Consider the following 13,293-nt stretch of genomic DNA (forward strand, 5'->3'; position numbering starts at 1 on the left):
ACGCATAGGTGAGTGTGCCGGCACCATCAGCGCCAAACGCCGAGCTGAAGTTGGCGGCATAGTTCTGGGTGGCGTTGGTCGCCAGCACCGTCTCGTCCACTGTCAGCGTCGGCTCCGTACCGGTGGTGCTGATGTTCGGTCCATCGTCCTTGAATATCAGGTTCTGTCCGATGTTGAGAGTCGCCTGGGCACTGTCGCCGTCGCCGTCGGTCTTGGTCGCTATCAGCGTCACCAGATTGTCAGAGGTCAGCGTTTTCGAATCATCGGGATTGGTGGTGTTGGGGTGTACCACGGCGCGGAGCTGGTCGAGCGTGACATCGCCATTGGCGGCGACACTGACCGTGAACACCAAATCGTTGCTGGTGGCCGTGCGACCTTCCACCACTGTGCCGTTGAGCGACAGGTTTACCACCTGGCCGGTGGCCGTATCCACCAACCCCGACGCACCGGCCACCACGGCCAGCGCATAGGTCAGTGTGCCGGCACCATCAGCGCCAAACGCTGAGCTGAAGTTGGCGGCATAGTTCTGGGTGGCGTTGGTCGCCAGAACCGTCTCGTCCACTGTCAGCGCCGGCTCGGTGCCGGTGGTGCTGATGCTCGGCCCATCGTCCTTGAACACCAGGTTTTGTCCGATGTTGAGGGTCGCCTGGGCGCTGTCGCCGTCGCCATCGGTCTTGGTCGCCGTCAGCGTCACGAGGTTGTCCGCCGATAGAGTTTTCGAATCATCGGAATTGGTGGTGTCGGGATGCACCACGGCGCGGATTTGGTCGAGCGTGACGTCACCGTTGGCGGCGACACTCACCGTGAACACCAAATCGTTGCTGGTAGCCGTGCGACCTTCCACCACGGTGCCGTTGAGCGACAGGTTTACCACCTGGCCGGTGGCCGTATCCACCAGCCCCGACGCACCCGCCACCACGGCCAGCGCATAGGTCAGTGTGCCGGCGCCATCGGCGCCAAACGCTGAGCTGAAGTTGGCGGCAAAGTTCTGGGTGGCGTTGGTTGCCAGCACCGTCTCGTCCACCGTCAGCGTCGGCTCGGTGCCGGTGGTGCTGATGCTCGGCCCGTCGTCCTCGAAGATCATTTGGGAGCCGATTTCGGTTTTCGAAACAGAGGCCTGGACCAGCGTGAAACCACCGATATCAAAATCGGCGTGGTTATTGCCCTTGGCGTCGAGCGCCGCGCCGTTTTCGACGAGCACGCGGTTGTGATCCGTCGTTGTGGTGTATTCAATCTGGTAGCCGGCCAAAACGCCGGTGATGGTAGCAACCCCACCGGAAAAGGTGATGCCAATGGCCCCATCATTCACCGATCCGTTTGAATTCTCGATCACCACCCCGGCGCTGTTGAAGACGCGAACATTGGTGATGGCAACCGGCGTATCACCCACATAACCGTTGATGAAGTTCACACCAGGTTCAGCAGCGGTGGTGAACGCGCTGATTTTTACCACGGCACTCTTGCCGCTTTGCAACTGCACGACGTCGAAGTTGGCCATCTTCGCGTTGAAGACGCCGGTAAAGTCGATGTTGGACTCAAGATCTGCTTCGTTCTGACTCAGGTTGGGAATGGTCACATCCTGCCTGGCACCGGTGACGAACGAAAAGCGAATGCCATCCTGTTCCGTAATCATCTGGTTGTTGGTGCCGAAAGTGGTCGGGTTGGCCGCCTGGCTGGTGATGATCGTGTCGCCAGTGTTTATATTGGCGCCGCTTGACTGGTCTGCGGGGTTCTTGCCGGTGGCGATGATGGTGGGATCCGTGATCCGCACGACACCATCGACCGTTTCAGTTGTAGGGTTCGCTTTCGTGAACATCAGGAACAGGTTCGCACCGGAGGGCACACCGGCCAAACTGAACTCCAGGTCCTGACTGGCTCCAATGAACACCTTATTCAGCAGATTGAGCGAATCATCGGGATTCGCCGTATCTGTATGCTTGATCGGTTGGTACTCCACGGTCCAGATCTTGCCACCCGAGACCGGCGATCCGGTTTCTTCGATATAGGCCGCGAACACGATCGCGCCAGTCGAGCCACCGGCCCGGCCCAGAACGATGTTGTCGTTGTTCGCATCCGTATAGAGAAGGATGCTAGTGCCATTGAGGGTATCCAGTCCGCTGTCCAGGCCATTAAGCGGTGCGCCATTGGAGTCGACGAAGCTGATATTGGTAATGGTGGCTCCGGGGTCAGCGGTGACGGTGAATGCATTACTCCCTGTGTTGCCCACGGCACCGGTATAGCCACTCAACGCTGCCCCCGTTGCAGTACCGGCACCCAGTGCAGTCAAGCGGGCAGAGAAGATCGAGGGCAGAGACGCCACCAGAATGTCGTTGTCGTTAGCGTCTTCCGCAGGGCTTGGAGTGGCGGCGGCGTTCTGCAACCCGGCCGTTTCGTCCAGCGTCACGTTCGCGCCGGTCGCCACGACGCTCAGAGCGCTGTCTGTAAACGACGTTGTCGCCACTGCGTCGTCACTGGTACCGAACACACGATCGTCGCCCGCAGAGGCCGCGGTGAGCAGAAACGTCGCACCAGCGGAGTCGTCCGGGTTCACGTACCACGAGGTTGTGACGCTGCCGTTGACTTGGCCGTCGAGATCGCCGGCACCGCCGTCGGTCACGTACCAGGGCTCGTGTCCCTCGCCGGTGTCGGTATCGAGCACGTCGTCGGGCGTGCCCCATACGTTATCCGCGCCGGCGCCGGTGGCGTGTTCCACTTCGAGCTTCACTGTGCTGCCCGGTGCGAACCCACCAGCCGTGATGGTGGCGGTGCTGCCGGGCGCGTAGTCGCTCAGGTCGGTGGTGACGGTCGGAGCATATAGGGGGGCACCGGTGTTACCGGCCTGGTTGCTTGTTAGCGATGAGTTTTTTTTGTGATTAGCCATGATTTTCTCCAGAGCAACACGGGCCATCGAGGCCGGACCGTAGACTTTTTACTGCTATGGCTTGCAACTATGTGTAAGCGCCGGGGATTGCGCATCGGCCGATACTCCCAAGCGGGGTGGGAGTTTCAGACTACTCGGGAGGGGAAAAGCGGGATAAGGGCGCGCAGGAACGGTGCCGCATATTCCGCTTGCAAATCAGGACATGGTACGAGGGTTCAAAATCGGTCGGGTTTTATCCGCCATTGTCGCGCTGTGCAACATCTCCGCCCGTCACCCACATGGAAACCCAGACCAGCGAACCGGCACTAACCCGAGGTTGCGCGGTCAGTAATTGGCGCCTGTAGCGACGGGGATCGTCTCTGATAGCGGCACATCAGGCTACGTTTAGCGTTTTCTCCACTGCCTTAGGGCAAAAACCAGCGATGGATTGCGTCCTGGACCGACTATTTCTTTTGCGGGCGACACTTTATGGGTTTGCTTCTCGATCCGCGTCATGACATTGATGCCGCTTTATTAAGCTATCGCCGGGTGTTCTGGTCGCTGGCGCTGTTCAGTGGGGTGATCAACCTGCTGGTGCTGGTGCCGTCGCTCTACATGATGCAGGTGTACGACCGGGTTCTCACCAGCCGCAACGAAACCACCTTGTTCATGCTCACCTTGATCGCCCTGGGCCTGTTCATGTTCAGCGCCCTGATCGAGTGGGTGCGCGGTGAGGTGATGATTCGCATGAGCGCGGGGCTGGACGATGCCTTGGGCGAGCGGATTTTCGATGCCGCCTTCGCCCGCAGCCTGCGCGAGCACAACGCCAACCCGGCGCAGGTACTCACCGATCTGGCGACGCTGCGGCAGTTGATCACCGGCCAGGGCCTGATCGCCTTGCTCGATGCGCCGTGGTTGCCAATCTTCCTGCTGGTGGCGTTCATCTTTCACCCCTGGTTCGGCGTGCTGACGCTGGTGCTGGCCCTGGTGCTGATCGGTCTGGCGCTGTGGGGCGAGTTGGCGACTCGCACGCGTTTGGGCGAAGCCAATCGCCTGGGCGTGCAGTCGTCGATCTATGTAAACAGCACGTTACACAATGCCGAAGTCATCCAGGCCCTGGGCATGCTCGGGCCGTTGCGCCAGCGCTGGAGCCTGTTGCAGCAACGCATCGTTGCCGCCCAGGCCCATGCCAGCGACCGCGGCGCGCGAATCACTTCGATGACCCGTTTCGTGCGCATCTCCGGACAGTCTCTGGCCCTGGGCCTGGGGGCGTTGCTGGTGCTTGAAGGCGAATTGTCGGCGGGCATGATGATTGCGATGTCGCTGCTGCTGGGGCGTGCCCTGGCGCCGGTGGAAATTGCCATTGGCTCGTGGAAGCAGTTCAACTCCGGCCGCCAGAGCTACCAGCGCCTGAGCCAGCTGCTGGCCCAGCATCCGCGCGAGCGTCTGCGCATGCCTTTGCCACCGCCCACCGGCGCAGTGCGTTTGGAGCAGTTGTATGTCGGCCCGCCCGGTGCCTCGCAACCGATCCTGCGGGGCATCAATTTCAGCCTGGCCAAAGGTGATGTGCTCGCCGTTGTCGGCCCCAGCGCCAGTGGTAAGTCAACGCTGGCCAGGGCGATGGTCGGAGTATGGCCGGCCATGGGCGGGTCGGTGCGCCTGGACGACGCCGAGATCAGTCAATGGTCCCACGATGCCCTTGGCCCGCACCTTGGATACCTGCCGCAGGACATCGAACTGTTCGATGGCAGTGTGGCCGACAACATTGCCCGCTTCGGCGAGCAGGACGCCGACAAGATCATCGCCGCCGGGCGTCACGCTGGCATTCACGAAATGATCCTCAGGTTCCCCAAGGGTTACGACACACCGCTGGGCCCCGGCGGGCTTGGCTTGTCCGGTGGACAAAAGCAACGCCTCGGCCTGGCTCGCGCGCTCTATGGGCACCCGTCGCTGATTGTGCTCGATGAACCCAATTCCAACCTCGATGAAGCCGGAGATCTGGCACTGGTGCAAGCCATCAGTGTGCTCAAGGCTGCTGGCAGCACCGTGGTGCTGATTACCCACCGGCCTAATGTGCTGGCGGTGGTCGATTCCATCCTGGTGCTCAAGGACGGCACTCAACAAGCATTCGGTCCAAGGGACCAGGTGCTCAAGGCATTGATGCCGGGGCCAAGACCGGCCGCGGTAAAGGAGACTGGCGAAGATGCATGATTTGACCCGTGAGCAGGGGCTGAGCGTGCGCAGCGCCAACACGTTGCCCAGCGCCAGTACCGACGCCGGCGGAGCGGCACGCTATGGCGTGGGTTTCCTGATCCTGACGCTGGGCGGCTTCCTGCTCTGGGCTTGCCTGGCGCCGCTCGACCAGGGTGTCGTGGGCAGCGGCACCGTGGTGGTGGCGGGCGAGCGCAAGGCTGTGCAGTCGTTGGTCGGTGGGGTGGTGGAAAAGCTGCTGGTCAGCGATGGCGATCGCGTCACCCAGGGGCAGTTGCTGGTGCAGTTCAATACAGTGCAGGCGCAGTCGCAACTGGACGTGACCCTGGGCAAGTTGCTCAACGATCGCAGCATTGAAGCGCGATTGATTGCCGAGCGCCTGGGCTCAGCCGAGATCCAATGGCCCGCTGAGCTGCTGGAGCGCGCCGACGAACCGCGGGTCAAGGCCGCCATGGCTTTGCAGAGCCAGTTGTTTCTGACTCGCCGCGCAGAACTGGGCAGCCGCTTGCAGATCATCGAACACGAAGCCGCGGCGTTGCAGCAGCAATTGCAGGGCTACGAAGGCGTCAAGCGCAACTACGACGCGCAGATGCGCTTCCAGCAGCAGGAGCTGGAAGGCTTGCGTGATTTGGCCCGTGAAGGCTACGTTCCGCGCAACAAACTCTTCGAGTCCGAGCGCAACGCCGCTCAATTGGCCGGGCAGATAGCCTCCGGAGTGGGCGATGTCGGCAGGACCCGCCAAGCGATCAACGAAAGCCGGCTCAAGGCTTTGCAGGCGCAGCAGGAATTTCGCCGCGATGCCGAAACCCAGCTCAGCGAAGTCTCTGCCGAGGCGGCAGGGTATGCCGATCAGATTCGTGCCTTGCAGTTTGAAGTCGACAACGGTGCGATCCGTGCGCCGGTGTCCGGGCAGGTCATGGACGTGAGTATTCATACGGTCGGGGGTGTTGCGCAGGCTGGGCAAACCCTGATGCAGGTGGTGCCGCTGGATGCGCCGATGGCGATCACCGCGCGTTTCGAGCCGCTGATGGCCAACAAGTTGCGTCCGGGTCTGCCGGTGCATGTGCATTTCACCGCGCTGCAACGGGTGGATACGCCAACGGTCACCGGCACGGTGACTACGGTGTCGGCGGACCAGTTGATCGATGAGCAGACGCACCAGCCGTACTTTTCCGCCAAGGTCGAAATTCCCGCCGGCACCGTCGCTTCGCTCCAGACCGCCGGTCTGCTGGTGCGCCCCGGCATGCTCGCTGATGTCACGGTGGTGACGGGGGAACGCACGTTGATGAACTACCTGATGAAACCTTTGCGTGAGCGCTTGCTTGCGGCCTTCAAAGAGGAATGAGCATGACCGACCGTTGTCGCTATCGCTCCCGTGTGCTGCTGGGTTTGTATATCAGCTGGGCCGTGGTCAATCCGGTTTGGGCAGCCGAAGGAGGCCTGAGCCTGACCGCTGCCTATGACGCCTCGCGCGCTAATGACCCAACCGTGCAATCGGCGGCGCATGCCTTTGATGCTTCGAAGCAGGAGGAGGCGATTGGCCGCGGGGGCCTCTATCCGCAAGTGTCGTTGACGTCGCGCTACGGCTACGGCGGGCGTATCGATGGCGGCGACGACAGCACCTACGTCAACAGTAATGACTACCAGGCAAACAACGTCACTCTGGCGGCGCAACAACCGCTCTATGACAAGGGGCGCTGGGCGGCGTATCAGGAAGGCAAGGCGCGAGGGCAGTTGGGTAACCAGCTATTCGACGTTGCCGGCCAGACCCTGTACGACCGGGTCGCCAAAGGCTACTTCGACGTCGCCCGGGCTGAAAACGAGATCAAGTTGATCGCCCAGCAAAAGGCCGCCATCAGTGGCTTGGTGACACAGAGCAAAAAGCTTTATCAGGGCGGGCAGGGCGCGATCACCGACATTGATGAGGCCCAGGCGCGGCTCGATCTCGTCGAAGCCCAGGAGGCTGAAGCCCAGGCCCGTCGCGTGGCTGCGTTGCGGGCATTGTCCGGTCGCGCCAGCCTGCCTATCGATGACATCCAGCCGATGCGCGAAGAACTCGCCGCCGGTAGCCCGATCCCGCCGGAGCAGGATTTGCCTTACTGGACAGCGATTGCCCGTGAAGCGAGCCCCGAGCTGGCAGCCCGCCTGGCAGCGGTGAAAGTCGCCGAGGCGCAGGCCGACAGCCAGCGCGCCGGGCATCATCCGACCTTGTCGCTGACCACCCAGTTAACCCGTCGGGAAACCCGTCAATACGAGGATCTCGATCCGCGCCAGGACACCTATTACGTGGGGGTGCAGTTGGATATTCCGTTGTATCGCGGCGGGGCGGTACGCGCCTCGGTGGCGAAGGCCGAAGCACAATTGGCCGGTGCCCAGTCTGACTACGATGTGCAGCGTCAACAGTTGGCCGAGGACATCGAAGCCGATTACCTGGGCGTGGTGGCCGGGTTCAGCAAGAGCAAGGCGATGCAGCGGGCGGTGGAGTCCAATCAGCGAGCCCTGACTTCCACGGAAAAAGGCTTTCAGGGTGGCGTGCGTTCCACGGTGGATATTCTTGATGCACAGCAGCGGGTATTCCAAGCCCGCCGAGACCTGCTCAACACCAAACTCGACATGCTGCAAAGCTATGTGAGCCTGCACACCCACACCGGCCAGATGAACCGCGGAGTTCTGGAACAGGTGCAAAGCCTGTTCTGAAAAAGCCTCGGTTCTAACCAAAGCTCAAGATCTCAGCCTAACCCTGTGGGAGTGAGCCTGCTCGCGAAAGCGGTTGTTCAGTCAGCCTCCATGCTGAATGTACCGCCGCCTTCGCGAGCAAGCCCGCTCCCACAGGTTTGGGGCTTGACTCAGGCTGTAAAGTCGCTGGCGTGCAGCTCCTTGACGCCCACCAGTTCGAACTCGAACTCGGGGGTGGCATCGGCGTTGACACTGCCGTAGAGAATGCCATCGGCAAAGCGCAGTTGGCCGGTGGCGTTGGCAGGGTCGAAGGCATTGCTGCCGATGAATGTGAAGGCGTCGACAGTGGCGGTCAGCGGGTTGGCGTCCAGGCCGGTGAAGTCCAGATGATCACCCTCGGTGGTCTTGAAACCGTTGATCACATCGCGCAACGCCCCGACGCCCATGTCCGACAGCGCACCAAATGCGTAGGTATCCGCGCCTGTGCCACCGGAGAGGTTGTCGGTGCCGGCTCCGCCGATCAGCCGGTCATCGCCCGAACCGCCCACCAGCGTGTCGTTACCCGCGCCCCCGTTCAGAACGTTCGCGGCGCTGTTGCCGGACAAACTGTCGGCGTAGGCGCTTCCCGTCAGGTTTTCGAAGTATTTCAAGGTGTCGAGCCCCGAACTCACAGTGTTTTGTTGCGCTGACGTCGAGAGGTTTACGGTAACGCCAGACAGGGCGCTTTCATAAGACACCGTGTCAATGCCATCGCGCCCGTCCAGCACGTTGTTGCCGGCTCCGGCGAACAATGTGTTGTCCAGCGCGTTGCCCGTGCCATTGGCGGCACCAGTTCTATCAACATACAGATGCTCGACATTGTTGCTGAGGGTATAAGCCGTCAGGCTGCTATGTACACGGTCGATCCCCCCAGACACGGCATTGCTGCTGATCTCGACCACGCTGTCGCCGGCGTTGTCGACATAGTAGGTGTCGTTGCCATCGCCGCCGGTCATGGTATCGGCCCCTGTCGCACCATTGAGCACGTTATTGGCGGCATTGCCGGTGATGAAGTTTTCCCGCTCATTGCCGGTACCGTTGATGTCCGACACACCGGTGAGCACCAGGTTCTCGAGATTGGCGCCCAGGGCCCAACTGACCGAGGCCTGTACCGTATCGATCTGCGAGGTCGAGGTGTTGCTTTCCACCACGCGGTCGGACGCGCTATCGACTACATAGATGTCGTTGCCATCGCCACCGGTCATGGTGTCGGCGCCCAGGCGTCCATCGAGTGTGTCGTTGCCCGAAGTGCCCACCAGGGTATCTGCCTGGTCGGTACCGGAAATCATGTTCTGAGCGTTGTCGAAAATGTCCTGCACGCTGTTGTTGTCATTAGGGTTGCCCTGGAAGCCAAGGTCGCTGGCGATGTAGTCAGCCAGACGCTGGCCGACGATTTCCGCCGATTCTTCGTGCAGGTGCCAGACGTCGTCGGGATACGCCTGCGGGTCGACTTCGTGGCGCAAGGGGAGGTCGGTGTAGTCCACCGCCAGCTTGACATCGCTGCGCTCGGCGGCGATGGCTTCCTGGGCGGCGCGAACATAGCCAACCCCCTCGACGATGGAGGCAATCTTCTCTTCCGAATAACCGCGGGTACGCGCAGCGCCCTGATCGTAGTGACCGGTTTCCATCATGTACACGCTGAAGTTGCCGAGCTGGGCATGCAGGTAATCAAACACCTTCAGGGTCGCGGCCTTGTAGGCCGCCGCTGCCGCTGCTTTGTCCGTGGCGCGGCCGATCTCCTGGGCGGCTTCCTCGCCCTGGCCCCAAATGATGCCCATGGTGACGTTATCGATGGATTGCAGTTCGGTGAGCTGTTCGCGCAGCAGCGTCTCGGCGCGCAACAGCGCAGGCCCGGGTTGGTTGGTGTCGGTCAGCCACCAGCACAACTTGAGTTCCTCGGCGCTGAGGGTCGACAGGCCGGTGACCGTGCTGCCGCCTACCGCGAGGTCGATGCCGTTGCCATCGGCGTCGTTGAACTGGCTGCGCACGTCATAGGTGGTGTAGCGGTCCAGGTCGTTGACCAGCATCGAGGTGCCGGACTGATTGTCGTCTTCCGTCATGCGCAGCAGGCGTGCATTGGATTGGCCGAGGACAGGCAGGTAGAGGATGTCCTGCTGAGCACGTTCGCCGAACACGAAATCACTGGCGGTCAGGGTGTTGAGGTAGTTGCCGTTGAGGGCGATTTCGAAGCGATTGCCATTGGCGTCGACTTCGGCGGATTTGATGTAGGTCTTGTCGCCGGCCGCGTTGAGGGTCATGTACAACGTGCCATTGCTGCCATCGCCGAGGCCGAGAATGCCCAGGGCCGACACATCGATCTTGTCGACGCCCACGGTGAAGTCATAAATGGTGTCGGTGGCCGTGACACCGCCAGTGCCGTAATTGCGGTAGCTGTCGAGTAAGTTGGTGTAGCGGAAGGTGTCGGCACCGTCGCCGCCGTACAGCGAATCGCGTCCGGCGCCACCGTCGACAATGTCCGCGCCAGTGCCGGCCTTGATTGTGTCGTTGCCACCGAGGCCGAGGATCAGGTCTTCGCCCACCGTGCCGTTGAGGCTTTCAGCGTTGTTGGTGCCGGTGATGGTGTTGACGGGGGCGGGGGCATCGGCCACCGCCAGGGCGAAGCTATCGCTGACCGATGCACCGGCTGGGTCCGTGGCTTTGACCAGCACGTTGTAATTGCCGGAGGCGGTGCTGGTCGGCGTGCCGGTGAAGGTCAGGTTGGTGGCATTGAAGCTCAGCCAGGCGGGCAGGGCGCTACCATCGGCCAGGGTCGCGGTGTAGCTGAGGCTGTCGTTATCCGGATCGGTAAAACTGGTGGCCGGCACCGCGTAGTTGAACGGGGTGTTTTCGGTCGCGCTCTGATCCAGCAACGCCGTTGCCACCACCGGCGCATGGTTGACCGTTGGCGAAGTGGCAAAGACAAAGTTGGCGCTGGTCAGCGTGTTGAGGTAGTTGCCGTCCAGTGTCACTTCGAAGCGGTTGCCATTGGCGTCGGCGGTCAGGGACTTGATGTAAGTCTTGGTGCCGGCACTGTTGAGCACCGCGTACACGGTGTTGTTCTTGCCATCCCCCAGGCCGGTGAATCCAGTGGCCGAGAGGTCAATCTTGTCGGCGGCGATATCGAAATCGGTGATCACATCGCTAAGATTGGCACCGCCGGTGTTGTAGTTGCGGTAACTGTCCAGGCGATTGGAGAACGCAAAGATGTCCGCGCCAGTGCCGCCGGTGAGGGAGTCCATACCGGCACCGCCGTCGAGCTTGTCGTCGCCCGCGCCACCACTGAGGCTGTCGTTGCCCGCCAGGCCGAGCAGGGTGTCGGCCGAGTCGGTACCCAACAGCGAGTCGCTGCCGCTGGTGCCGGTGATCACTCGGTTGAAGATGAAATTGCTGGCGGTCAGGGTGCTGGCCAGGTTGCCCGAGAGAATCAACTCGAAGCGATTGCCGCTGGCGTCGGCATCGTAGTCCTTGATGTAGGTGCGGTCGTTGCTGGCGCTGTAGCTGACCTGCAAGGTGCCGCCACGGCCATTGCCCAGGCCGGTGAAACCGAGGCCTGCGAGGTCGATCTTGTCCTGGGTGACGTCGAAGTCGGTGATGGTGTCATCGAAGCTTGTGGTTGCGTTGCGATAACTGTCGGACTGAGCGACGTAACGGAACGTATCGGCGCCGGCACCGCCGGTGAGTTTGTCGAGACCGGCACCGCCCACCAGAATGTCGCCACCGGCCCCACCATTGATGGTGTCGTTGCCGGCAACGCCATAGAAAATCTCGCTGGCGGCACTGCCCAGCAGGGTGTCGTTGCCAGCCGTGCCTTGCACGGTGGTCATCGGCACCGTGGCGCTGACGTAGCTGCCGTCACCATAGACCAGCGTGGCACCGTTGCTGGTGTGGCTGATGGTGTTGCCGATGATGGCGTTGCGATCCGTGCCGTCTTCATTGCGCTCCGCAACGCCGTAGGTCGACAGGTTGCTGCCGGTGATGATGTTGCCCTGGATCGTGTTATCGCTGCCGTTGAAGTACTTGCCGGACACGCCCAGGGTGTCGTTGTAGGACTGGATGATGATTTCCGGTACGGGGTTGCCCAGGGAGTTGTTGGTGAGCGTGTTGTCGATGACCTCGACGTGGTTACTGCCGTAAATGCGAATCCCGGCGCTGGCGTTGTCGTGAATATCAACGCCGCTGACGGTCACCTCGCTGGACATTTTGATCAGCACCCCTTCGGCGCCGTTGCCGTACACCTCGCCACCGGTGATGGTGATATTGCTGGGGGAGGGGATGTCTTCGCTGCCGCGCTGCACCACGATGCCATTGCCGCCATTGTTGTAGGCAATGTTGTTGGTGAGGGTGAAGTCGTGGGTACTGGTGACAACGTTGAAACCGTGGCGGTCGTTGTCGTAGGCGACGTTGTTTTCGAAGGTGCTGTCGCTGAGGAAGTCAGCCACGAAACCGTCCAGGCCATTGCCGTGGGACACGCTGTTCTTGATGACCATGTTGACGGTCTGCTCGTGCGGGTCGAAACCGTACCCGGAGCAATCCTTGATTTCGACGCTGTCGAGGGTGACGTTGGAGTCGTAGCCTTCTTCGCCGGGAATGTAGCCATTGAACCAGCCGTCGATCTTGCCCGTAGTGCTGTCACGGTTGCCATCAATGGTGAGATTGCTGACGCCGAAGTCGTGGGTTTCCTCGCCATAGGCAGAGCGGATGACCCCCGTGATCTTGGTGTCGGAGCCGTCAGCCACTTTGACCGTAGTTGCGCCCATGCCGTCGCCGTACAGGTAGACGTTGCTCTTGAGCATCAGGCAACCGTCGGAGGGTTCTTCGCCTCCCGAAACGATATAAGTTCCGGTCGGCATATACACCTGCCCACCCCCTGCGGCGGCCGCTGCATCAATTGCACTTTGTATAGCCGCGGTGTCGTCAGTGATGCCATCTCCTTTGGCGCCAAAATTTTGTACGTTAAAAATCATATGCTTATCTCCATATCAGGCCGAAACTACGATAAATGCCAATATTCCATCGGCGGCTACCGTGTTATGACCCGGTGGAGCGCAAAAGTTGTGACCACATATCGGGGAAGTGTCAAAAAACCGAACTAACTGATCAGCGGTTATGCGGTCTTTCGAAAAAACAACGTTCTATTGACGCTGGGTCAGGTAGCGCGAGATGCCGTATGTCGTCCCCGGTGAACGTCTCGCCAGTTGGCAGTCTCTACCGCATACAGCCCTTGGAAACGGGTGCCATGTACGAAGACCGGAAATCACAAGCGCTAGCCACGTGGCATAACTTGCTGGATTGCTCTGATATCCGCATGACTGCGCAGGAGCAATATGAAGAATTGCTCCGACTGGTAGAGGTGTACCTGAGACAAGGTTTCATCGACCGAGAGGAGCGAAAGCGCCTGGTGACTGAGGCGACCAAACGTTATGCCCAGGCAGTGGAAGGCGTGAGAATTGGAAGATAGGGAATAAGCGGCAAGCTGATAGCTCTCGGCCCGGGCCTGATGCCCGGCT

The 13,293-nt window shown here is 61.0% G+C and carries 5 protein-coding genes; 3 read left to right on the plus strand and 2 right to left on the minus strand.

The features are described from left to right. Positions 1–2,881 (minus strand): DUF5801 repeats-in-toxin domain-containing protein (locus ACQ4OB_RS13365; RefSeq protein WP_430955815.1); only part of this gene is annotated, 2,881 nt, incomplete at its 3' end. 468 nt (positions 2,882–3,349) lie between these two features. On the opposite strand from ACQ4OB_RS13365, the gene ACQ4OB_RS13370 reads away from it, so the two are divergent. The 3 genes from ACQ4OB_RS13370 to ACQ4OB_RS13380 are packed head-to-tail and all read left to right on the plus strand — an operon-like array spanning position 3,350 to position 7,768. Further along, positions 3,350–5,071, plus strand: coding sequence for a type I secretion system permease/ATPase (locus ACQ4OB_RS13370; protein ID WP_074876638.1), 1,722 nt, complete (start codon positions 3,350–3,352; stop codon positions 5,069–5,071). Further along, positions 5,064–6,416 (plus strand): HlyD family type I secretion periplasmic adaptor subunit, encoded by a 1,353-nt coding sequence (locus ACQ4OB_RS13375; RefSeq protein WP_430955816.1) that lies wholly within the window; start codon positions 5,064–5,066, stop codon positions 6,414–6,416. The genes ACQ4OB_RS13370 and ACQ4OB_RS13375 overlap by 8 nt, the downstream gene beginning before the upstream one ends. 2 nt (positions 6,417–6,418) lie before the next feature. After that, on the plus strand, positions 6,419–7,768 hold the full coding sequence (locus ACQ4OB_RS13380) for a TolC family outer membrane protein (RefSeq protein WP_076031110.1): 1,350 nt from the start codon (positions 6,419–6,421) through the stop codon (positions 7,766–7,768). 149 nt (positions 7,769–7,917) lie between these two features. Here ACQ4OB_RS13380 and ACQ4OB_RS13385 read toward each other — a convergent pair whose 3' ends face one another. Then, positions 7,918–12,750 carry a M10 family metallopeptidase C-terminal domain-containing protein gene (locus tag ACQ4OB_RS13385; protein ID WP_074876644.1) on the minus strand — a complete coding sequence of 1,611 codons (4,833 nt, stop codon included), beginning with the start codon at positions 12,748–12,750 and terminating at the stop codon, positions 7,918–7,920. Between the last annotated feature and the right edge of the window lie 543 nt (positions 12,751–13,293).

It is taken from the genome of Pseudomonas sp. ES4, from assembly GCF_050586665.1.
In the GTDB taxonomy this organism is placed as follows: Bacteria; Pseudomonadota; Gammaproteobacteria; order Pseudomonadales; family Pseudomonadaceae; genus Aquipseudomonas; species Aquipseudomonas frederiksbergensis.